The 21710-nt window shown below is 69.7% G+C and carries 23 protein-coding genes and 1 pseudogene; 13 read left to right on the top strand and 11 right to left on the bottom strand.

Going from position 1 to position 21710, the window contains the following annotated elements; genetic code table 11:
• Window positions 1-23: 23 nt before the first annotated feature.
• Window positions 24-632: a TetR/AcrR family transcriptional regulator gene (locus NLX83_RS24080; RefSeq protein WP_254237392.1), complete on the top strand. Its 609-nt coding sequence runs from the start codon at window positions 24-26 to the stop codon at window positions 630-632.
• Here the strand turns inward: NLX83_RS24080 and NLX83_RS24085 are convergent.
• The gene (locus tag NLX83_RS24085; RefSeq protein ID WP_254237393.1) at window positions 629-1561 is read right to left on the bottom strand and encodes a LysR family transcriptional regulator; all 933 of its coding nucleotides are present in this window, start codon (window positions 1559-1561) and stop codon (window positions 629-631) included. The two genes, NLX83_RS24080 and NLX83_RS24085, sit on opposite strands and share 4 nt — an antisense overlap.
• A gap of 310 nt (window positions 1562-1871) precedes the next feature.
• Here NLX83_RS24085 and NLX83_RS24090 point away from each other — a divergent pair, with 310 nt between their 5' ends.
• Entirely contained in the window at window positions 1872-2228 is a 357-nt protein-coding gene (locus NLX83_RS24090) for an STAS domain-containing protein (protein WP_254237394.1), read from the top strand.
• On the opposite strand, the gene NLX83_RS24095 is transcribed toward NLX83_RS24090, so the two are convergent.
• Entirely contained in the window at window positions 2192-3031 is an 840-nt protein-coding gene (locus NLX83_RS24095) for a helix-turn-helix domain-containing protein (protein WP_254237395.1), read from the bottom strand. The genes NLX83_RS24090 and NLX83_RS24095 overlap by 37 nt on opposite strands.
• A gap of 114 nt (window positions 3032-3145) precedes the next feature.
• On the opposite strand from NLX83_RS24095, the gene NLX83_RS24100 reads away from it, so the two are divergent.
• Together NLX83_RS24100 and NLX83_RS24105 are read left to right on the top strand one after the other, a co-directional pair.
• On the top strand, window positions 3146-3943 hold the full coding sequence (locus NLX83_RS24100) for a phytanoyl-CoA dioxygenase family protein (RefSeq protein WP_254237396.1): 798 nt from the start codon (window positions 3146-3148) through the stop codon (window positions 3941-3943).
• A gap of 9 nt (window positions 3944-3952) precedes the next feature.
• Entirely contained in the window at window positions 3953-4405 is a 453-nt protein-coding gene (locus NLX83_RS24105) for a hypothetical protein (RefSeq protein ID WP_254237397.1), read from the top strand.
• Between the two features lie 13 nt (window positions 4406-4418).
• Here the strand turns inward: NLX83_RS24105 and NLX83_RS24110 are convergent, their stop codons facing one another.
• The 4 genes from NLX83_RS24110 to NLX83_RS24125 form a co-directional block, all read right to left on the bottom strand.
• Window positions 4419-5372 (bottom strand): methanogen output domain 1-containing protein, encoded by a 954-nt coding sequence (locus NLX83_RS24110; protein WP_254237398.1) that lies wholly within the window; start codon window positions 5370-5372, stop codon window positions 4419-4421.
• 62 nt (window positions 5373-5434) lie between these two features.
• A complete protein-coding gene (locus tag NLX83_RS24115; protein ID WP_254237399.1) occupies window positions 5435-6367 on the bottom strand; it encodes a sensor histidine kinase in 933 nt (310 codons plus the stop codon).
• Entirely contained in the window at window positions 6364-7197 is an 834-nt protein-coding gene (locus NLX83_RS24120; RefSeq protein ID WP_254237400.1) for an MEDS domain-containing protein, read from the bottom strand. Before NLX83_RS24120 ends, NLX83_RS24115 begins: the two co-directional genes overlap by 4 nt.
• Before the next feature lie 11 nt (window positions 7198-7208).
• Window positions 7209-8135 carry a LysR family transcriptional regulator gene (locus NLX83_RS24125; RefSeq protein WP_254237401.1) on the bottom strand — a complete coding sequence of 309 codons (927 nt, stop codon included), beginning with the start codon at window positions 8133-8135 and terminating at the stop codon, window positions 7209-7211.
• Between the two features lie 71 nt (window positions 8136-8206).
• On the opposite strand from NLX83_RS24125, the gene NLX83_RS24130 reads away from it, so the two are divergent.
• The 3 genes and pseudogenes from NLX83_RS24130 to NLX83_RS24140 form a co-directional block, all read left to right on the top strand.
• Window positions 8207-9034, top strand: coding sequence for an SDR family NAD(P)-dependent oxidoreductase (locus NLX83_RS24130; RefSeq protein ID WP_254237402.1), 828 nt, complete (start codon window positions 8207-8209; stop codon window positions 9032-9034).
• Window positions 9035-9055: 21 nt separating this feature from the next.
• Window positions 9056-9556 (top strand): hypothetical protein, encoded by a 501-nt coding sequence (locus NLX83_RS24135; RefSeq protein WP_254237403.1) that lies wholly within the window; start codon window positions 9056-9058, stop codon window positions 9554-9556.
• A pseudogene (locus NLX83_RS24140) lies at window positions 9546-9752 on the top strand (SixA phosphatase family protein); the annotation flags it as partial. The gene NLX83_RS24135 and the pseudogene NLX83_RS24140, both read left to right, overlap by 11 nt.
• Window positions 9753-9797: 45 nt before the next feature.
• Here the strand turns inward: NLX83_RS24140 and NLX83_RS24145 are convergent.
• From NLX83_RS24145 to NLX83_RS24155, 3 genes are all read right to left on the bottom strand, one after another.
• Entirely contained in the window at window positions 9798-9938 is a 141-nt protein-coding gene (locus NLX83_RS24145) for a hypothetical protein (RefSeq protein ID WP_254237480.1), read from the bottom strand.
• A gap of 184 nt (window positions 9939-10122) precedes the next feature.
• On the bottom strand, window positions 10123-11316 hold the full coding sequence (locus NLX83_RS24150; protein ID WP_254237404.1) for an HNH endonuclease signature motif containing protein: 1194 nt from the start codon (window positions 11314-11316) through the stop codon (window positions 10123-10125).
• A gap of 382 nt (window positions 11317-11698) precedes the next feature.
• Window positions 11699-13915, bottom strand: a complete 2217-nt coding sequence (locus tag NLX83_RS24155; protein ID WP_254237405.1) for a family 43 glycosylhydrolase — start codon at window positions 13913-13915, stop codon at window positions 11699-11701.
• A gap of 626 nt (window positions 13916-14541) precedes the next feature.
• On the opposite strand from NLX83_RS24155, the gene NLX83_RS24160 reads away from it, so the two are divergent.
• A complete protein-coding gene (locus NLX83_RS24160; RefSeq protein WP_254237406.1) occupies window positions 14542-15375 on the top strand; it encodes a helix-turn-helix domain-containing protein in 834 nt (277 codons plus the stop codon).
• A 51-nt stretch (window positions 15376-15426) separates the two neighbouring features.
• Window positions 15427-16443 carry an aldo/keto reductase gene (locus NLX83_RS24165; RefSeq protein WP_254237407.1) on the top strand — a complete coding sequence of 339 codons (1017 nt, stop codon included), beginning with the start codon at window positions 15427-15429 and terminating at the stop codon, window positions 16441-16443.
• 15 nt (window positions 16444-16458) lie between these two features.
• Here NLX83_RS24165 and NLX83_RS24170 read toward each other — a convergent pair whose 3' ends face one another.
• Complete coding sequence (locus NLX83_RS24170) at window positions 16459-17082, bottom strand: 2-oxoglutarate and iron-dependent oxygenase domain-containing protein (RefSeq protein ID WP_254237408.1); 624 nt, start codon at window positions 17080-17082, stop codon at window positions 16459-16461.
• A gap of 366 nt (window positions 17083-17448) precedes the next feature.
• On the opposite strand from NLX83_RS24170, the gene NLX83_RS24175 reads away from it, so the two are divergent.
• Window positions 17449-18078 carry a hypothetical protein gene (locus NLX83_RS24175; protein ID WP_254237409.1) on the top strand — a complete coding sequence of 210 codons (630 nt, stop codon included), beginning with the start codon at window positions 17449-17451 and terminating at the stop codon, window positions 18076-18078.
• Between the two features lie 21 nt (window positions 18079-18099).
• Window positions 18100-18708 (top strand): LysE family translocator, encoded by a 609-nt coding sequence (locus tag NLX83_RS24180; RefSeq protein ID WP_254237410.1) that lies wholly within the window; start codon window positions 18100-18102, stop codon window positions 18706-18708.
• Here NLX83_RS24180 and NLX83_RS24185 read toward each other — a convergent pair.
• Window positions 18694-19599: a LysR family transcriptional regulator gene (locus NLX83_RS24185; protein ID WP_254237411.1), complete on the bottom strand. Its 906-nt coding sequence runs from the start codon at window positions 19597-19599 to the stop codon at window positions 18694-18696. The genes NLX83_RS24180 and NLX83_RS24185 overlap by 15 nt on opposite strands.
• Window positions 19600-19696: 97 nt before the next feature.
• Between NLX83_RS24185 and NLX83_RS24190 the strand changes: the two genes are divergently transcribed.
• Together NLX83_RS24190 and NLX83_RS24195 are read left to right on the top strand one after the other, a co-directional pair.
• A complete protein-coding gene (locus NLX83_RS24190) occupies window positions 19697-20833 on the top strand; it encodes an aminotransferase class I/II-fold pyridoxal phosphate-dependent enzyme (protein WP_254237412.1) in 1137 nt (378 codons plus the stop codon).
• A complete protein-coding gene (locus tag NLX83_RS24195) occupies window positions 20826-21608 on the top strand; it encodes a class I SAM-dependent methyltransferase (protein ID WP_254237413.1) in 783 nt (260 codons plus the stop codon). The genes NLX83_RS24190 and NLX83_RS24195 overlap by 8 nt, the downstream gene beginning before the upstream one ends.
• The last annotated feature ends 102 nt before the right edge of the window (window positions 21609-21710 follow it).

The raw sequence follows: 21710 nt of genomic DNA on the forward strand, positions 1-21710 counted from the left end.
TATGCTGTACGCTGTCAAACGCCATGCCACGACCCCGTTCCCTCACCCCAGAGCAGATCGCGACCGCCGCGCTGGCCGTGCTCGACCGCGACGGGCTCGACGGCCTGTCCATGCGCACGGTCGCCCAGGAGCTGGGCGTCGGCACGATGTCGCTCTACCGCTACGTCAGCGACCGCGGTCAGGTCGAAGAGCTCGTGGTCGACCTCGTGCTCCAAGCCGTCGACCCGGCCATTCCCCGTGGTACACCGGGAAAACGCCTCAGCGCGCTCGCCGATCGCGTGCGGGTCGTGGTGTCCGGGCACCCGGCGGTCGTGCCGCTGCTGCTGACCTACCGGCACCGCTCGCCCAGCTCGCTCCGCTGGGGCGAGGCGATGCTGACCGTGCTCACCGACGCGGGGCTGACCGGCAAGCGCCGGGTGATCGCGTTCCGCGCCGTCCTCGGCTACGTCTTCGGCGCGCTCCAGGTCGCGCACTTCGGCCCGCTGTCCGGTCCCGGTACCGCCGCGCTGGCGGAGCTGCCGCCCGAAGAGTTCCCGATCCTGTCCGAGACCGCGGCGCGGGCGCGGGGCATCACGCCCGAGGAGGAGTTCCGGAAGGGCTTCGAGATCGTGCTGCGCGGGCTCGGCCTCTAGCTGAAGCTCGCGCGGTCGGCGGGCGGGACCCAGTGCCGCGCCGGGTCCAGCGGCGTGAAGTTCTCCTCCACGTGCCGCACGAGCCGGGACAGCGCCGGGTGCGGGTGGTGCCGGTTGACCAGCAGGGACCACGGATAGACCGGAATCGGCCGCACGATGGGGATCTGGACGACGTCCGGGTACCACGGCACGCGCATGCGCTCGGCCGCGAAGCTGAACCAGTCCGGCGAGCCGCCCAGCTCTTCGAGCAGGTGGTCGAAGCCGAAGTGCGGGCCGGACGTGTCGATCCCGATGCCCAGCTCCTCCTCCAGCGCCTCGTAGTAGTCCGCCCATTCGCTGCCGGGCTGGTTGTCCGGCATCCACGCGGTGCCACCGGCCAGCTCCGCCACGGTCACGGAGCGCCGGCGCGCCAGCGGGTGCTTGCGCCCGACCAGGAGGTGCAGGGGTTCGAGGTAGGCCGGGTGGTGCGCGATCGACTCGTCCAGCGCGCCGGTCACGCGGGCGAAGGCCGCGTCGACGCTGCGTTCGGCCAGCGCCGGTCCCGCATCGCGAAGTCCTTGGGAGGTAACGATTTCCACCTCGACGCCGGTGGACTGGTAGAACTCCCGGACGAGCTCTGTGGAGGCCAGCCAGGTGTGGAGCACGTCGATCCGCAACGGCCGTCGCCTCGCGCGCAGCGCCGCCACGGCCTGGTCGGCGACGGTGAGCAGGGCGCGGGCGTGCGGCAGGAACGCCTCGCCGTCGCTGGTCAGGTTCGTGCCGCTGCCGCGTGAACGGTGCAGCAGGGTCGTGGCCAGGTCGTCCTCCAGCCGGGCGACCCGCTTGGACACGGCCTGCTGCGAGAGCCCGAGCCTGCTCGCCGCCTCGCCGAAGTGCCGCTCCTCCGCCACCACGGCGAACGCGCGCACCGCGCCCAGGTCCAGCTCCACAGCTCACTCCTCAACGTGACCCGGGCTAGACTTCGCCCATGCGCCGCATCCCCGGGCTCACCCATTCCTGGGCCGGTGTGGTCCAAACCAATCCCGTTTCGTACTCATAACGGGAAATGGAGCGCTCCCAAATCCCGGCAAGAGTACGAAACGGGAAAACAGCGCTGGGTCGGGAGGGGGCGCCACGCCTCCGGGGGATCGACGGGCGCCCCGCCGACGACCAAGATCATCTCGCCGGTCTGGGCGGACCGGGTGGGTGCTGTTAGCGTCGCGTCACCGGATGGTCTGTGACCGTGGGAGGTGGGGTGCTGTGTCCTCGGACGACGGCGAGCTGCTCGACGTGCGATGGAGCACCGTCAACGGGTGGCAGGTGCTGTCGCTGGCCGGAGAGGTCGACGTCTCGCGCCAGGACGAGCTCTACGAGGAGCTCTCCGAAGCCCTGCGGACCGCCTCCGCCAGAGTGGTGCTGGACCTGACGAAGGTCTCCTACATCGACTCCTCGGGGCTGTCGGCGATAGCGGTCGCCAACCGAGAGGCGCAGGAGGCCGGGGCGCTCTTCCGGGTGGCGGGGTCGGGTGGGTTCGTCACCCGCCTGCTCCGGACCACGGGCCTGGACACGGTGCTCGACCTTCACCCCACCGTCGAGGCGGCGGCCAGGTCGGCCTGAGCGCGCCAGCCGCTCGGGCTCAGCCCGGTGACCTTGCGGAAGCGCGTCGCGAAGTAGAGCGCGCTGCTGAAGCCGGTCGCCTCCGAGACGGCGCCGATCGGCAGCGAACTGGACTCCAGCAGCGTCTTCGCGCGCTCGACCCGGCGGTGCTCGACGAACTGGGCGGGCGGGACACCGGTCTGAGCCTTGAAGACGTGGGCGAGCCGGGACGGCGACAACCCGGCCGCGGCGGCGATCTGCGGGACGGTCAACGGCTTGTCCAGGTTGCGGGCGATGAACAGGATCGCCTCCTGCACGGCGGCGTCCAGGCGGGCGGGCCGGGGGTTGGCGGAATCCAGCCACAACAACGCGCGCTCCAACGCGTTCAGCGCGAGGTCGACCGCCCGTGGGAGCGCGCTCCGCGCGTAGGAATCCATCTCCAGCAACATGTCGTCGACCCTTGCCCGCAGCCGCGCCTGCGGAGCCGGAATCCGGGCGACACCTGATCCGAGCGCGGGCCAGGCGAGCCATTCGTGCCACGAGTCGCGCGGGTGGAAATGGGCCCACACGATCTCCCACGGTTCCGCGCCGACCGCCGGACCGAAGTCCTGCGGCGTGCCAGCCCACCACAGCGCGGTGTCCCCGGGCGACAAGATCTGCTCCGTGGGCTGACCTGCGACTTTGATCGTGCCCCTGCCGGTCCGGGTGTGGATGAGCAGGGGAACCGGAGTGCCGCGCCGCCGCAGGCACCGGACATCGCGGCGATGTTCGTGCCCGGTGAGCAACCGCCGCACCGGCGCGTAGGGCGTTTCGCGGGCTGCCATCGCGCAAGGCTAGTTCGCCGCCGGGTGGTCCGACATGGGCCGCAGCAGGATCTCGAAGCAACGCAGCCGGTTCTCGCATTGCCGGGAAACGCCCTCGGCCGCGATCGTCGGTACATGCGCGAAGGACTGACGGAACAAGAGATCGAGTCGTACCGGACGAACGGCTTCGTGGCGATCGAGGACTTCCTCAGCCCGGCCGAACTCGACCACTGGCGGGCGGTCGTGGACGCCGCGGTGGCCGATGAGAGCGTGCGGCAGCCGGTGGGCAGCAACCCCAGGGTCAACACCCAGCGGATGAACCTGCGCTGGACGAACGCGAAGGTCGGGGAACTGGTGCAGGACCCCCGTGTCGGCAGGCTCGCGGTGGAGCTGGAGGGGGTCGACGCGATGCGCATCTGCCTCGACCAGGCGCTGATCAAGGAGCCGTTCGGGCAGCCGACCCAGTACCACCTCGACCTCCCGTGGTGGTGCTTCGAATCCGACCACGCGTGCACGATCTGGGTGGCGCTCGACGATTCCACCGTGGGCAACGGCGCGTTGTACTTCGTGCCGGGCAGTCACCGGTTCGGGCTCGACTACCGCAGCGACCTCGGGTCGGACCTGGGCGCGGTGTTCAGCGCCAATCCCGGGTTCGCGTACTCGCCGGTCCCGCGCGAGCTCCCCGCGGGCGGGTGCACCTTCCACAACGCCCGCACGATCCACGGCGCGGGAGCGAACATGACCTCGGGCCGGCGCCGCGCGATGACGGCCGCGTTCATGCCGGACGGAGTGCGTTTCAACGGTCTGCGCAACGAACGCATGCTCGCGACGGAAGACCTCACCGGCCTCGTCGACGGCGAAGTGTGGCGCAACGACAGGAGAAACCCTGTTGTCTACGCGCGAGGCGGGACCGGTCCCGATGCGCGGGGCTAGCCTGCGGGAATGGTGCGCAGGATTGCCGCGGTGCTCGCGTCCGCACTCGTGCTGGGCGGATGCGCCTCCGCGCAGGACAAGATCAACGGTGCTTGTTCGCAGGTCGAAGACGTGGTCAACGCGGTGCCGAAGTTCGCGGACCCGACCCATGCCGGGGTGACGGTTCCCGCTCTGGAAAAGCAGATCGAGGCCGCTCAGACCGCGAGCAAGACGTTCGAGGACGCCGGTGCGGACACCGATTTCCGGGCCGCGTGGGAGCGGATGGTCAAAGCCCTCCAAGAGCGCGTGACCGCCTGGAAGGGCTGGGACAACAAGACCCGGCCGCGCGGTAGCGACATGTACTTCATGGTGATGTTCGCGAAGACGAAAACGGACGCCGACGAAGCGAAGGGCGCGCTCACCGCGGCGGCGGCCAAGAGCAGCTTGACCGAGTGCGGCGATGCGATCCAGTGGCGGTACTGACGTTTCCCGGTGCTCAGGTTCCGGCGGTGTACTGGTGCGCGAGCGGGAGCGCCTCCGAGGCCGCGCCGAGGTGGAGCACCACGCGGCACCCGGGATCGCCGAGGGCGATGCGCTCTTCGAGGGTGACCGCGGCGTTCCCGGCGTTGCGCGCGGCGATACCGCCGAAGACCGCGGAAGTCATGCGGCACAAGGAAGGCGAGCGCTGCACTGCGGCCCCGAACGGGCAGCGGTCGTTGACCAGCACGATCCGGTCCTCGGTCACGTCGACGACGCGGAACGTGCCGCCGATCGCCGTCTTCAGCCGGACCAGGCACTCCGCGATCTGCTCCGGGGTCAGCGGCAGCGCGCCGGTGGTCCCGGTGGCGATCCGGTACTCCTTCTCCATCTGGCCGCCGATGTCGGTGCCGACCTGGGCGATCGCGCGCTGGGCGGTGCCCGGCCCCTGCTGCTGCTCGATGGTGTTGGCGAGCTGGACGACCAGGGCCCGCAGGAAGCTCTCCCGGCCGAAACCGCCGGTCGGCGCGGCCTCGTCCAGGTGCGGCAACGGGTTCACCGTGTGGTTGCGGGGCGGCTCGATCGTCACCTCGACCGGCCGGGAGACCGGCAGCGTCGACCGCACGGCCTTGCCGACGCGGCGGGCGGCCACCGCCAGTTCGGGGGCGAGCTGGGAGACCAGCCAGAGCCCCCGGCCGCGCCGCTGCGCGGAGTCGGGGGCGTGCCGGGGCAGCGAGAAGGCGGGACCCAGGTCGCGGACGGTCAGCGTCGGCCGCGCCTGCGTCCACTCCAGGGTGACCCACACCGGGCCGCTGCCGTGGTCGAGCGCGTTGGCCGTCAGCTCCATCGCGATCAGCTCGGCGTCGGCCAGGTCCTGCGGGGTGGCCTGGGAGTGCCTGGCGAGGTAGTCACGGATCTCCCGGCGCAGCGCCGACGGCACCGCCCGGTCGTGCCGATCGACGTACCAGTCCACCAGGTGGTCCCTCCGCGTAGCCCGCGCCCGCGGTGTTCCCCGCGGCGCGGACGCGGTAAACCTCAATCGCCGGTGGTGAACAACACCCGCACGGTGGTCCCGCCCGGCCCGGTGTGCACGCGCACTAGGTCGGCCAGGTCGTTGACGAGCAGCAGCCCGTAACCGGAGGTCTGGCCGGGCTCGGCCGGGCGGCGGCCGACGAGCGGATCGGTCAGCTCCCCGGTGTCGCGGACCTCGCACACCAGGTGCCCGTTCTCCCGCCACACGCCCAGCCGCGACGGCCCACCGGCGTGCCTGAGGCTGTTCGCGACCAGTTCGGTGACGATCAGTTCCAGGTCGGCGACGCGCTCCTCGGCCAGCCCGAGCACGCGGGCCCGGTCGGAGCCGAAGCGCCGCGCCGCGGGCAGGTCGGCCGGAGTGCCGACGCGCAGCACCGCGTCGTCCGGGCCGGTGTCGGCCAGCGGCCGGTTGTAGCGGGCGATCACGGCTTCCGGGGCGTAGCGGTCGCTGTCGTAGCGTCGTTCGCTGTCCCAGATCAGCGGGTGCGTCTCCACCGCGTCGTCCAGCGCCTCGGCCGACAACGTGGACATGTCGTAAGGGCAGACGATGGTGACGTCGCGACCGGCGAAGGCCATGTTGATCAGCGCCTCGTGCTGGGCGCACGCCGGGTACTCGGTATCGCTGCGCGCCGCCCAGATCGGCTCGCCGATGATGCGGACGTGCCGGTCGCGGTGGGCGTCGGCGAAGCGGCGCAGCACCCGGGGGATGATCCGGCCGGGGTTGCGCCCCTCCCGGGTCATGTCCAGCAGCGTGATCCGCTCCGCCGCCGCCCCGAGCCCTTCGCGGAGCACGTCGAGCCTCGGCCCCGGCACCGCGACGGCCACGGGCTCACCCACGGCGAGGCCGTCGGTGACGAACGGGACGAGGCAGTCCAGGTACTCCTGGTCGGAGCGGTAGAACAGCGCCGGGTGGACGAAGTTGCCGTTGTCGATCATGCGATCGCCTCCACCCGGACGTGGGGGAGGCCGAGCACGGAGACGACGCGCGCCGCCCCGGGCCAGCGGGTCCGCAGCACCAGCGTCGCGTCGTGTCGTTGTGCGTGCGCGGCCAGCACCATCAGGCCGCGGTGGTCGATGAAGTCCAGTTCGGGCGCGTGCAGGACCAGCTCGCCATCGGTCGGTCGCGGGTCGATGCACTCCAGCAGCGCCGCGAGCAGATCATGGCCGTACAGGTCGAGTTCCCCGCTCAGCTCGGCGGCGCAGCCACCGTCCGCGGGGGCGTGCAGCCGGAACTGCCCTGGCCGGTTGGCGGTCGGGTGCGCCGCGGTCAGCCGCGCGACGGCGTGGTCGTCGAGCGCCGTGCTGTCGTAGCCGCACATCGCGGAGAACGGGTGGCTGGCCATGTACCGGTCGATCAGGTGCTCGTAGCGCAGGAAGGCGTTGAGCTGCTCCGGCGTCCGCACCAGCGGCGTGGCCTCGGCGGCGACCCGCAGCCCGGTGTACCCGGCGTCGATGGCCTCCTGCGTGGCGGTGGCGTAGGTCCGCACCTGGTCGGCGGGGTCGACCACCTCGCCGTTCGGGTAGGCCCGCGCCTGCGGGATCACCTGCACGGCTCCGCTGGCCAGTGCCGCCTCGATGGCGGCGACGCCACGCAGCGGATCGGCGTTCTCGGCACCGACGAAGCAGATCCGCTGGCCCAGTTCGAGCCCCTCCACCAGGAACTCCCGCGCGCGGGCGGTGAACTCCTCGCCGCTCGTGTAGGACCAGCAGAGGTGGTCGTGCCGACCGAACCCCCGCGCGTCCTCCGCCATCCCTGACTTGCGCATGACCCCCCTTCCTACCGCGTCTCTGCCTGGATTATCCAACTCTGCCCGCGCAACGCGTCGGCCAGGCGTGCGGCCGGTTCCGGGAGCGGGTGCCGCAGCCACGCGAGCAGCAGGCGCCGCCGCTCCTGCGGGCCGCCCCGCACCGGCAGGACGCGCACCCCGTCCGGGGCGACCGCGGCGAGCGAGGCGGGAACGGTGGTCAGGCCGCATCCGGCCGCGACCAGGTGCAGTTTGGCGAGCCAGTCGCGCGCGGTGTGGGCGATGCGCGGGCGTTCGTCCAGGCCGGGCCAGACGCCGAGCAGGCGGTCGTCACCGGAGTTGGCGCTCGCGATCCAGCTCTGGCCGCGCAGGTCGTCGACGTCCACGGCGTCCCCGGCGGCCAGCGGGTGGGCCGCGGGCAGGGCCAGCAGCAGGCTGCGCTCGGCGAGGGTCCGCAGGCGCAGCGGAGGGCTCTCGTCGTCGAGCGGGCGGTACGGCGGCGCGGACGCCAGCAGCGCGAGGTCGACGGTTCCGGCGCGCAGGGAACGGACGAGCGCGGGTGTGCTGCCCTCGCGGCTGATCACGGTGATTGCCGGGTGCGTGCGGCGCAGCTCGGCGAGGGCCCGGGGGAGCAGGCCGGTGCCCGCGCTGGTGAACCAGCCGAGGCGGACCGTGCCGCGCTCGTCGGGCAGACCGGCGAGCTCACGCGCGGTGGCGTCGATCTGGTCGATCACCGTCGCGGCGCGGTGCACGACCACGCGTCCGGCCGCGGTCAGCCGGACCCCGTCGTGCCGCCGCTCCAGCAGTGGCGCTCCGGCGGCGCGCTCCAGGGTGGCGATCTGCCGCGACACGGCCGACTGGGTGTAGCCGAGCGCGGTGGCCGCCGCCGTCAGGGTTCCGCGCTCGGCGACCTCGCGGAAGACCCGGAGCGCGGTGAGGGAGGCATCGCTGAAGCTCATGACGGAATGGCATACCAGGGTTGCCGGAGTTTCGCTTTTCGCATGCCTCCGGCGTTCCTAGCGTGGAGGCCATGAAGATCGCACTCGTCACCGGCGCGACCCAGGGGCTGGGCTTGGCACTGGTCGAAGGGCTCGCCCGGCGGATGGACGCCGACGACACCGTCTACCTCACCGGCCGCGACGCCGCCCGCGTCGCCTCGTCCGTCGAATCGATCCCCGGCGGGGGCGCGCAGGTCCGGGGCGAGGTCTTCGACGTCGCCGAAGACGATGCCGCCGACCGGATCGCGGAGACCCTGCGGGAGCGGCACGGCGGCGTCGACATCGTCTTCGGCAACGCGGTGATGCGCGTCGGCCCCGACGACGATCCGCGCTCGATCGTGGACACCTACACGGAGGTGAACAACTTCGGCACGACCCGGCTCCTGCGTGCTTTCGCGCCCTTGGTGCGCGACAACGGCCGTCTGCTCGTCGTCGCCAGTTCGCTGGGCACGTTGCACCACCTCGCGCCCGTGCTGCACCGGCGCTTCGACGGCCTTCGATCCTTGGCGGAGGTGGACGACCAGGTCGCGGCCTGGCGTGCGGCGATCAAGGACGGCAGTGCCCGCGGCGGCGCGTGGCCCGGCTTCGTCAACATCCCGTCCAAGATCGGCCAGGTCGCCGCCGTCCGCGCGCTCGCACACCAGCGGCGGGACCGGGACCTCGCGCGCGGCGTCCTGCTCGCCGCGGTCTGCCCAGGCATGATCAACACGCCGACCTCCGCGCTGTGGTGGGATGTCAGCTCCGCGCCCAGCCCGGCCGAGGCCGCCGCCGCCCCGCTGGACCTCGCGCTCGGACCGCTTTCGCCGAAGCACTACGGAGAACTCGTCCGGCATGGCGAAGTCGTGCCCTGGGCGCCTTGACCGTGCAGCACAATGCGAGGCATGTCGAAGCGGTGGTGGTTCGCCGGGGCCGTGCTGCTGGTCGCCTTCGGGGGCCGGTTGGTGTTCCGGGGCGAGCGGGGAGAAGCCGTCGCGCCGGACCCGAAGCGGGAACTGTTGCGGCAGTGCGTGTTCGACGGGCTGGACGTGGATTCGTTGCTGCTCGGGCCGATGCTCGCCGACCCCGGCGGCAAGCGCACCGTCGTGGCCAGTTCGCCGGATCGCTCGCGGCACGTGCACTGTTGCGAGGGAGGTGGGCGTGGCAGCACCACCCTTGACGTGCCCAAGCGCGGTGTCGTGCACCTGCTCGGCACGATCGGCGGGCAGTCGCGTGGTGTGTTCGCCCATGGCTACGCCGCACCGCGGGTAGCGCGGCTGGAGATTGACGCCAACACCTTCGCCGTCACCGCGCCCACCACGACCGAGGCGATCGGCGCGGCCACGGTTCGCGCGTTCGACGCGGCCGGGAAGATGATCCACGAGGGGCGGCTGGGTGAAGGCTGAGCTGATCCTGGTCCGCCACGCCGAGTCGGAGGTCCCTCGGCCCGGCGGCCCGGACGAGTACCGGCGACCACTGACCCCGGCAGGCATGGCGCAGGCCGAAAGCCTTGTCGCCGACCTGGTCTCGGCCGCGCCCACGCTCATCGTGTCCAGCCCGTACCTGCGCGCCGTGCAGACCGTGGCGCCCCTCGCCCGCGCGGTGGGGTTGCCCGTACGGACCATGCCGGACCTCCGGGAATGGGACTCAGGGCTCGACCCCACCCCCGACTACGCCCGCCATTACGCCGCGAGCTGGGCCGATCCGGCGGCTGCCCGGCCCGGCGGGTATGTCCACTGTGGACTGGGAGTTCAGTCGGGCGATGCCGATGCCTGCGGTGTATCGCATTCCTGTTCCTGGGCCGCTGAGTTCCTGCGGTGGGTCGGCTTGACCTGGTGCCCCTTGCGCGTGCCCTTGGGCCTTTCAGGGGCACGGGATGAAACCCCGGCCCTCGCGGGGGAGCGTATGGCACGCGCACCCCAGGTAAAGCCTCGGTTGCGTTGCGCCCCTTACCTTCCAGCCCACGCCGGGGCTACAACCGGAGTGGGTGATCCACTCGGATGTTCCGCAGCGGTGCCTGGTCAGGGTCGATCCACTTCGGCGGGATGAAGCTCGGTATCCCGTGCTCGAAGATGATCTCCCAGTCCTGATCATGGATCACGTGATGGTGATGCACGCAGAGCAGGACGAGGTTGTCGAGGTCGGTCGGCCCGCCGTCGATCCAGTGCACCACATGATGTGCTTCTGTCCACGAGGGTGGCCGATCACAGCGTGGGAAGGCACATCCCTTGTCCCGCACCGCCAGTGCGCGTTTCTGAGCGAGGGAGGCCAGGCGTCGTTCGCGTCCGTAGGCGAGGGGTTCACCCTCTCCGCCGAGCACGATCGGGATGACTGCGGTGTCGCAGGCGGTCTGCCGCAGCAGGTCCGCTGACATGGGCTGGCCGGTGTGGGTTTCCCCGCAGCCGGTCTTGTGCTGCAGGTTGTCGAAGTCCATCGTCACGATCAGCAGCGAACGCGGCAGACCAGGGATGTCCTGGATCGACATCGCCATGGTCATGGCTTCGATGAAGGCATCGGCCAACCGCTGCTCGAAGGTGCGGGGGTCTTTCTCGCCGTTGACGGACTTGGGCTTGGCCAACGCCGAGAGGAAGTTCCACACCTTCTCGCCGTTGATCGGATCGAGGGTGGTCTTGAAGTGCAGGCACCCGTCCTGGTCACGGCCCATCCGGGCCGCGCGCCGCGCGATGGCTTCTTGTTCGTCGCGGTAGACGCCGTCGGGGTCGACGTGATGTCGCACGCGTTTGCCGACCACCGTCAGATCACGCGGGTTCAGCTTGCGTGCCGCCTTCGCCAGGGCCGCGTCGGCCTTACCCGCGTACTGCTCGGGGATGCGCTTGATGGCATCGGAGATCACCAGCGCGTGTTCGCCGCTGATCGTTCCGGTGTAGACGGCTTGCCGGGTGTTGGGCAGTTTCGGTAGCTCGCGCACCAAGCGGCTGCGGCGGTTGGCTTCGGCAGGAGCGATATTCAACTCGCTGCGCAGCAGGATCGCCAGATCCTTACACCCGCGTGAGGTGTGCAGGCCACGTTCCTCAGCGTGGGTGGCGACATCGGTCTTGACGGCGGTGAGCAGGTTGCTGATCCGCTCCAACTCCTTCAGCAACGCGACGTGGTCCTTCTCGGAGAGTCGGTAGCTGTCGTTGACTTCGATCTCGGTCGTCAGCATGTCTGTGATTGCTTTGGTATCCAACATGATTCACCCCCTCTCCGTGGATACCTCTATTATCTCAAGACGCAAGATCGACATCCAAGTACCAGTGGGTGAATCCCTGCACGCCAACGGTTCCAGCGTGTCACCGAATTCGGCATTCGGGGAGGGTCCTCCAACTGGGCGACACCAATCGCAAGTCCCAGCGAAACGTAAGGGGCGCAACGGGATCGAGGCTTTACCTGGGGTGCGCGTGCCATACGCTCCCCCGCGAGGGCCGGAGTTTCATCCCGTGCCCCCTGAAAGGCCCAAGGGCACGCGCAAGGGGCCCCAGGTCAAGCCGACCCCACGCTGGTACCGACGCGAGCTGGAAGCCCAGCCGACCCATCGCAGGAACCACCTAGCCCCGATACACCCGGAAGTATGCGAAGGTCGCGGTGACCGGAGGAGAGTCGCCGCCGTGAGAGACAAGGCCGATGCGAGGCGCGGGTCCGGCGGGGAATGTCCAGGTGCCGCCCCAGGTCCAGTGCTCGCCGTCGCGGCTGGCTCCGCCCCGGAACCGGTGTTCTCCGCTGACGGGGTCGACGCTGTGCGCGAGCCGCAGCCAGATCCTGGGCGCCGGGGCGGTCAGTGTCAGCTGGCCGTAGACGAGCCGTCCGGCATGCGGAAGCTCCCGCCCGAACTCCAGCTGCCGAGTGTTCCAGATCGCGACATGGCTCAACCGGGCGAAATCATCGTCATCGGCGTAGGCGATGAGGCCCGCTTGCTGGAAGTTGCGCACTGTCCCTTCGCCGAGGTCGAGATCGAGGCGAGTCTCGACGACGTAGTCTCCGCGCGGTGGATCGCGCAGGAGAATACCGGCAGTGTTGTTGGTACCGACCAAATCCGCCGCTTGGGCAGGCCACCGAAGCGAGCCTCCGTGCACGGTCGCGGCCGGATCGCCTCGGACCCAGGTCCACCCGGAGGAAAGCGCGCCGTCGAACTCGTCTGAGGCTGTTCGGTCGAGTCGACCGATGTGCGGCACTGGAGAGGAGCGCCGCACTGGCTGGGCGGCGTGGGCGAGTGACACGTTGTCGAACTCGGCCGTGCCTCGTGCGATGAGCGCGAACTCCTCGGTGTGAAAAGGGAAATCGCGGGACTGCTCGGCAACGGGATCGCCGAGCCGGGCGTCGGTGACGGAGGCCGTCAGCTCTCCGCCGCGCAGGCGAACTGTGAGCGAATGCCAAGCGGAGTAACGAAAATGTGGAGGAAGCGGAGTGAGTCGGACGCCGCGTCCAGGCACGTCGGTGACCAGCGCGGCGGCCCGCCGGTCGAGCATGACAGTGGTGCCACCGAAGGACACCCCGGCAGCTCCGTCGACGCGCACGTCGAGTTCGACAAAAGCATTGGCGGGCAACGATTCGGCAGAAGTCAACCGATTCGTTCCCGTCGATGCGTGCCGCAGTGCGCCGGACTCCAAACGCCACCCCGGTGACGAAGCGCGCCAGCCGGGGCCGAGCACACCTCGCTCGAAGCGGTCGTCGACGACGCCGGAAGTCACCGGAGCCCGCTGTCGTCCGGTCGAAGCGCCTGCGCCTGCGCGCACGGTCGGCCAGTCGTCGATCCAGTCGAGCCGGTCGAGCAACATGGGGCGCATGTTCACGCCGTGTGGCTCGTCGAGATACGGGTCGGAGCGGTCGATTCCGTGATACAGCAACCAATCCTGGCCCGCAGCGTCGGTGGCCACGGAGTTGTGCCCGGTCCCGATCCACCGGTTGCCGTGCTGCTGCACTACCGGCGTGCCGCCCGTGCGCGAGTCCAGCAGTGAAATGCCGTCGCGATCGGTGAACGGGCCGGTCGGCGATCGAGAACGCCCGGCGAACACGCTGTAGCCCGTCGCGGGTCCCACGCAACAGTTGGCGGACGACGCGAACAGGTAGTACCAGCCGTTTCGCCTTACCGCATAAGCACCTTCGTACCGGTCGCCGATCGCGATGCGCGTCGCGGCTCCGGTCTTCCGCGTCCCGTCGTCGGACAGCGGCACGACGAAAAGCCCACCGTAATAAGAGCCGTAGTACAGCCAACGCTTGCCAGCGGTGTCGGTGAGCATCGCCGGGTCCAGGATCGACCAGAACCGGCCCTGGTCCCCGGGCACGGGTGGCACCACGGGAGCGTCGAGCGCCGTCCATGGTCCGGTCGGCGATGGCGCCGTGGCTCCGCCGACCGCGGCATCACCACCCTCGTTGAGCACCGTGTCGGTGACGGTGAAGTACAGCAGGTATCGCCCGTCCACGTAACGGATGTCCGGCGCCCACAGGCCCGCGCCGTGCGCCGCCCACCGTGGCCGGGTGGCTTGGGTGAACACGTCGGTGACGTACTCCCAGCGCGTCAGGTCGGCCGAGCGCATGATCGGCAGCAGGCGGTGGACGTGCTCGCCGCGCCGCAACGGGTCACCGGTGCCGAACGCGTACCAGAAACCGTCCTTGCCCCGGATGACCGCGGGGTCGGCGAACGTGTCCGCGGCCGGAGCGGACACCGGATTGGCGTAGCGCCGGGAAGAATCGGCGGCGGCGACAGGGGAGAGGGCGACGGTGAGCGCCACCGCCAGCGCGAGCATCCGATCCAGAAAACGCGCCATGGCGCGAAGTCCCTCCGGTCAAGATCAGCCCATCGTATGACCGGGCCGAGCCTCGGCGACAGGGCCACTGAGCTGAACCTGCTGCCCGGAGGGCGAAGGCGAGAAGGTGTTTCCGCGCGCGTTCGGAGCAGCGCACACCCACAAGTGTCCTTTGTGGACACTCTGACTGATCGGCGCGGCCCCGCCCCCTGGACCGCCCATCGTGCGCTGACGTGGCTGAAGAACCCGTTTCGTACTCTTAACGGGCTATGGGAGCGCTCTTTTCCCCGTTATGAGTACGAAACGGGGTTCTCTAGTCGGCGCCTGCGGGGGATGGGGTGTGCGGGCGGGTGGAGTGCATGGGACAGAGTCTACTTGGTGTGCGGAGTGCTTGGATGACTTGCGGGACAGGCATTAGACTGTGTTCTGCAAATCGTGGCTCGCAGCCCTCTTCGATCGAGGGTCGGGGTGGTCTGGAACCGCCCGTTTCGTACTCTTAGCCAAGTTTTGGAGCGCTCTAAATCCCGTTATGAGTACGAAACGGGAAAAGGGGCCCGCCGTCCTGGCCCGCGGAGCGGTTGCGCACGGGCGGCGGGTGAGCCGTGCCGTTCACCCGCACCTCACGGCGGGCGGCCGATAGTGGGCGGGTGCGGGAGACACGGCGGCACGGGGGACGGCTCCTGGCCAGGAGCGAGCACACCTGGCCGGGGCTACGCCTGGAGCTGTCGCGCTGGTCGGCGGACCCCGAAGGTGACGGATTGTCCTTCTCCGACAAGCACCTTCTCTTCGTCACCTTCGCCGGGGCGACCAAACGCACCGAGGCGGAGATCGAAGGGGCGCCGCGCTACGTGGGCTCGGACTTCGCCGGTGCGGTGACCTTCATCCCCGCGCACCGGCAGCGGCGGTCGTGGCACCAGGGCGGGGAGATCGACTACGCCGCGATCTGGCTCGATCCCGCCCTGGCGGGTGGAACCGCTTTCCGTGGCTTCACCAATCGGCCGGACCCGCTCATCCACCAGCTCTGCCTGGCGCTGCGGACGGAGGCGGGTTCGCCGGGCGAGGACGCCGACCTGTTCGTGCACAGCGTCGCGACCACACTGGGACTGCACCTGGCCCGCCACCACGGCGGCCCGGCCGCGCCCGAGGAACCGAGAGCGCTGGAAGGGGCCAGGCTCAAGCAGGTCCTCGACCGCATCCAGGACCACCTGGGCGAGCCGTTGCGCGTTGACGACCTCGCGGCGACCGCGGGCATGCGCAGGCACCTCTTCGGCCAGGCGTTCAAGCAGGCCACCGGGCTGACCCCGCACCGCTACGTGCTGACCCAGCGGCTGCGCCGCGCCGCCGAGCTGCTGACCGGCTCCGGCCTGCCCATCGCCGAGATCGCCCACCGCGTCGGCCTGTCCAGCCAGAGCCACCTGACGACGCTCTTCCGCGCCCGCTTCGGCCAGACGCCGCACGCCTACCGCAAAGCGAAGCTGTAATCGCGGCGAAGGTGAAAGACCGGCGGGCCGCGTCCTTGCCAGCATCGCGGCATGAGTCCCCAACACGGTGCGTCCCGCCGGACGGTCTTCAAGGCCGCCGGGCTCGGCGCCCTCGCTGCGGTGGGTGGCGCGGCCGCGGCCTCCGCCGCGCCGGTCGGCAATCCGATCACCCGCGTCATTCCCCGTACCGGCGAACGCGTGCCCGTGCTCGGTATGGGCACGTTCATGACCTTCGACAAGCTCCCCGGCCGACCCCGCGCGCATCTGCGCGAGGTGACCAAACGCTTCTTCGACGGCGGCGGGCGGGTTATCGACACCTCTCCGCTCTACGGCTACTCCGAGGTCACCGTCGGCGACTTCCTCGAAGAACTCGGCATCGCCGACCGGGTGTTCCTGGCCAACAAGTCCTGGAGCACCGGTGAGTACCTCAGCGACCCGAGCCACGCGAACCGGCAGTTCGACCAGTCCCGGCGCAGGCTGTGGCGGGAGCGCATGGACCTGGTGCAGGTGCACAGCCTCACCAACGTGGACATGATCATGCCGATCCTGCGCGCGTGGAAGCGCGAGGGCCGCATCCGCTACCTCGGCGTCACCCACCACGTGGCGCACTACCTGCCCGCGTTGGAGCACTGGATCACCACCGGCGACGTCGATTTCGTGCAGTTCCGGTACTCGATCTTCGCCAGGCAGATCGAGGACCGGCTGCTGCGGGTCGCCGCCGATCGCGGCACGGCCGTGCTGGTCAACATGGCGCTGGAGAAGGCGCGGCTGCACGCGGTGGTCGCGGGCCGCCCGTTGCCGCCCTTCGCGGCCGAGATCGGCTGTGCGTCGTGGGCGCAGTTCTTCCTCAAGTACGTCATCTCGCACCCGGCGGTCACCTGCGTCCTGCCCGCCACGACGAACCCGGACCACATGACCGACAACCTCGGCGCTCTGCGCGGGCCGCTCCCGGACGAGGCGATGCGCCGGGAGATGGTGCGCCACATGGAGAAGATCCCCGGGTTCGCCGCGATCGACTCGATGCCCTGGTACCCGGGCAAGAGCTTCGACGGCGCGGTCCGGCTCTGACCGTCCTCAGTGGACTTACACGGGTGGCGCGAACAGCTTCCGCGTCTTCGTGGCCATCCACTCGCCCGCGATCACGTCGTCCACCCGGGTGTCGTGATTGGGTTGGTAGAAGTAGGGAATGGACAGGCGCGAGGACGTGTCGCCCCGTTCCGGGTTGATCACGCGGCGCATGGTCGACACCCACCGGCCGCCGGTCCACAGGGCCATCAGGTCGCCGATGTTCACCACGAAACTGCCCGGGATCGCTTGAACATCACACCACTCGTCCGGCCCCTGGAGCACTTGCAGGCCGCCCAGGTCGTCCTCCTGGTAGAGCACGGTCAGCGCGCCGAAGTCGGTGTGCGCGCCGAACGACTCGCACAGATCGGGAGGGGTCTGCCGGTCGAGGCTCAGCGCGGTGGTGCCGCCGGACCGGCGGAAGCCGGAGGTCCCCGGCCGGTGCGCGACCAATGCCTTCTCCTCGGCGGGCAGCCCGAAGAAGGCGTTGGTCACCGTGTACATCCGGTCGACGAGTTCCTGGGGCACGCCGTGTCCCACGATGACGAAGAATCCCGAAGTCCCGCAGGCGGTTCCGATCGCCCCGGCCAGCTCATCCCGGCCCTGCGCGCTGTTCCTCGATGAGATGTCGATGACGTCCATAATTCAAGTGTTCCGTTGAAGTCGTCCCGGAGACTTTGCTGTGATCCTCCGGCGATGACGGGCGCCGACCCTCAAACCGCGGTGCAAGGAGGGTGCCGACCTGACGGAGCTGGACCGGGCGCGAGCCGACACCGTCGAATCGAGCGTTACTCGGCCGATGCGGAAATGACACTCCTTTTTCTCGCGGACACTCTTTCGGAGCCTAGCGGCCGGTGTGGCACACGGGAAAGATCCCTGCACATGAGTGAATCGAAAATACCCATGCCGCCAACGGTTCCCTTCACGCCTGACAAGCGCGTATCCGCGCAGCAGACGGCCGCGTTCGCTCAAACGCTGGGAACCGGAGAGCGGCGTTACCGGGAAATGATGAAATCTGTTCAGGATGGTGGCTTCCTGTCGGATGAGGACATGGCGGAGCGGCGGCGGCGGTTCGCCGAGCACTACCGCGCCGAGCCCGCGAAGGAGAAGCCCTACTGCGATGACGGCGCCGAGCACGTCAGCATCCCCGGGATCCCGGCCGCGATGTACGTCAACGCGATCAGCGCCGCCCAGGGCGAGATCCGGGCCTGGCACAACGCCAACCCGGTCGGCGACGAGATCCCGGACTGGCCGCTGCTGAAGACCTCCGACATCCAGTACCTGCGCTACGAGGCGGCGTTCAACGGGGCGCGGGTCGCGCCGCTGCGCCGGATCGTGCGGATGAACGTCGCCTCCGGCAACGGCAGCGAGATGGTCCTCTACCTGAGCAATCTGAACACGAGGTTCATCGGAATGACGCTCACCCCCGGTGACCTCAGTGAATGGCGGGTAGACGGTCAGGCCGGACCGGTCAGCGCGACCACCTCGGATTTCTTCCACGCATTTCTCGGCACCGACAACGGTGCTTCCTCGATCTGGCTGGTGCGTGAGCACGGTCGCCGCCTGGGAATCACCGGGATCGAGAAGGTCGTCATCGTGAACGCGCAGAACGTGGCAATTCATTTCTCGCACAGCTGAGGCTGGGTGCAGAATGGGCGTATGGACGTCGCAGAGTTCGTCATCTTCCTCGGGGTGTCGTTCGCGGTGATCGCCACGCCCGGCCAGGACACCGTGCTGACCGTCCGCAACGCGCTGGTGGGCGGTCGGCGCGGCGGTGTGCTGACGGCGGCCGGGGTGGCCGCGGGACAGGGCGTCTGGGCGGTGGCGGCCGCGACGGGGGTCGCCGGGGTGATCAGGGCTTCGGAATCGCTGTTCCTGGCGATCAAGCTGGTCGGCGCCGCGTACCTGGTCCTGCTGGGCGTGCGGTCGCTGTGGTCGGCCTGGCGCGGCGACCGGCGGGAGCACGTCACGGGAGCTCCGACCGGGCGAGCCTTCCGGCAGGGGCTGGTGAGCAACCTGGCCAACCCGAAGATGGCGGTGTTCTTCATCAGCCTGCTGCCGCAGTTCGGCGGCGGCGGGCTGTCCACCATGCTGGTGCTGGGTTCGATCTTCTGCGCGATGACCTTCTGCTGGCTCGTGCTGTACGGCTGGGCGGTGGTCGCCGCGCGTCACGTGCTGTCGCGGCCGGTGGTGCGGCGCTGGATCGACGGCGTCACCGGGTGCCTGCTCATCGGCCTCGGCGCGCGGCTCGGCCTACAGCGGATCTGAGTCCGCCGCGATCTCGCGCAGGATGCGCGCGGCGGTGGCGATCACCGGATTCGTGCTGCTCCCGTCACGGATCGCCAGTTCGACGTGCCGCTCGATGTGCCGCGTCGCGTCGGGGTGCGCCGTGATTGCGTAGTCGCCGCCGCGGCCCACGGTCGCCTGCGGCACCAACGCGGCACCGGCGCCCGCGCCCACCAGGGAGAGCACCGAGTCGTAGCAGTCGCAGACGTGGTGGACGTCCGGGCTGAACCCGGCGTCCGTGCACGCGGTCGTGGTGGCGGACGCGCACCAGTTGCCGGTCGGGTAGCTGATCCACGGCCGCTCGGCCAACCCGGACAGCGTGGTCTCGCCCAGCGCCCAGCTGCGCGGGGTGACCAGCACGAGCGGATCGGCGAGGAGCGGAATCCTGGTGATTCCCGCGGGTACCGCCAGGTCGGCCAGCGGGTAGTGGTAGATCACCGCGGCGTCGAGCCGGTGCGCCTTGAGCGCGCTGAGGCTCTGGTCCGGCTCCGTCTCGACGATCTCCACCCGCAGCCCGCCGTGCTGCCGCGCGGTCGCGGCCACCAGCCCCGCCGCGAACCTCGGGATGCCGCAGGCGAAGCAGCCCAGCACCAGGGTGCCGGTGACCTCGTTGCGCAGCGCGGCCACGGCCGCCCGGCCCTGTTCGAGTTCGTGCAGCGCCCGTTCGGCGTACTCGACTAGCATCCGCGCGGCCGGAGTGAGCACCAGCGCGCGCCCCCTGCGTTGCACCAGCGGCGCCCCGGCCTCCCGTTCCAGCACGCGCAGCTGCTGGGAGACCGCGGACGGCGTGATGCGGTGCAGTGCGGCGACGGCGGTGACGGTCCGCTTGGCCGCGAGGTCGCGCAGGAGCACGAGGCGGCGCAGTTCCAACATATAGCTGAGCTTAAGTTCGTTGCAAGCAAAGGGAAATGGACGTTCGACCCGGCACGGCGCAGAATCTTGGAATCGCTTCCGCGCCGAGGAGAACTCTTTGTCTGCTCTCGTTTCCGTCTCCGACCTGCTCACCGGGGACAACAACACGACAGTGCAGCGGATAGCGATCGACGGCCGGATCAACCTGGCCGACGGGCATGCCAGGCAGGACCTGCACGCGTTCGAACTGGACCTGGTCGAACGGGCGAGCGAGATCTTCCACGAGGTGTGGCCGAAGGACTACAGCAGCGTGGAGAACGCGTTCCTGGACCGGTTCTACGAGCTCGGCGGGCAACGCAGGCCGGATCACGTGCTGCTGTCCTACTCCGTGTCGAGCCTGGTGCAGAGCATCGCCATCCACCTGCGCCGCAACCACCGGCGGGTGTGTTACGCGGAGCCGTGCTTCGACAACTTCGTCGATCTGGTCGCGAACGTCGGCGTCGAGACCACGCGGATCGGCTACCCGGACCTGCCCGCGCTGCTGGGCACCGTGCCGGACTTCGACGTGCTGTGGGTGGTGGCGCCGGGCAACCCGGACGGGCAGGAGCTGGACGAGGACCTGCTCGGCGCGCTCGCGGAGCACTGCGAGCGGCACGACGTCCTGCTGGTCGTCGACTGCTGTTTCCGCTTGTTCTCGCCACGGATGACTTCGTGGTGCCAGTACTCGGTGCTCGACGAGTCCGGTGTGAGCTATGTCGTTCTGGAGGACACGGGCAAGGTTTTCCCTTTCCTGGACCTGAAAGTCGGGATGCTCGCGGCGTCGGCCGACGTGCTCGGCGCCCTGCACGAGCTGAACCGCGACCTCCTGCTCAACGTTTCGCCGTGGGTGTTGGAGCTGCTCGGCCGCGGTTGCACGGGCGCGGCCGAGATGGGGCTGGAGGACTACCTGTGGCGCGGGGTGCGGCGCAACCGCGAGGGCTTCCTCGGGCTGACCGACGGGCTCCTCCACGACCTCGCGCCGGAGTCCACGGTTCCGTTGCTGTGGCTGGAACTGACGCCGGAGGTCCCGTTCGACGCGGTCGAGCTGCGCAAGCACCTGACCAAGTCCGACGTGCACGTGCTCGACGGCCGGTACTTCTACGCGGAGCGGGACAGGGGAGCCCGGCGGTTGCGGGTCGCGATCTCGCGCTCGACGCCGTCCGTGCTGGCCGCCGCCGAACGAGTCGTCGCTGCCATTGGCGAACTCCGTGGCTGAGCGGTACACCTACGACCAGGCCGCGGTCGGCGAGGAAGAGCGACTGCTGGGGATCACCGCGCTGTGGGACCAGGGCACCCGCAATGCGTTGCGCGCCATCCCTTTGCGACCCGGCTGGCGTTGCCTGGACGTCGGGGCGGGCGGCGGATCGGTTACGCGGTGGCTCGCTGAGGCTGTCGGAGCGGACGGCGCCGTGCACGCCACCGACCTCGACACCCGGTTCCTCCGCGCCACTCCCAACACGCTCGTCATGCGGCACGACATCACCGGCGACGAGGCGCTGCCCGGCGACTACGACCTGGTCCACGCGCGCTTGGTGCTTTCGCACCTCAAGGATCGCGATGCCGTACTGGCGAAGCTCGTTTCGCTGTGCGCGCCGGGCGGGTGGTTGCTCGTCGAGGAGTTCGATTGGCCACGCAGGCATCCCGCTGACGGGGATCGGCGGCTGGCCACCTACACGCGGGTCAACGAGGCGATCAACGACCGCATGCGTGCCAACGGCTACGACCCCGAGTACGGCAGGCGTTTGCCGTTGCTGCTGCACGAACACGGGCTGTCGGAGATCGGAACCCTGTTACACGGCGGCTTGATCCGTGGCGGTTCGGCCGCGGCGGAGTTCGATCGCCAGGCGGTGCACCAGCTGGCCGACTCCCTGGTCGAGCACGAGGGGATCACCCGGGCCGAGGTCGACGACACGCTGGAATCGTTGGCGGATCCGGAGTTCCTCGTACCCTCCCCACCCTTGGTGTCGGCGTGGGGGCGCCGACCCCAGTAAACTCTGTCCCATGCCCCACACGCGCCCGTCCACCCCATCCCCCGCGGGCGCCGTCTAGAGAACCCCGTTTCGTACTCATAACGGGAAAAAGAGCGCTCCAAA

It is taken from the genome of Allokutzneria sp. A3M-2-11 16, from assembly GCF_024213555.1.
Classification (GTDB): domain Bacteria; phylum Actinomycetota; class Actinomycetes; order Mycobacteriales; family Pseudonocardiaceae; genus Allokutzneria.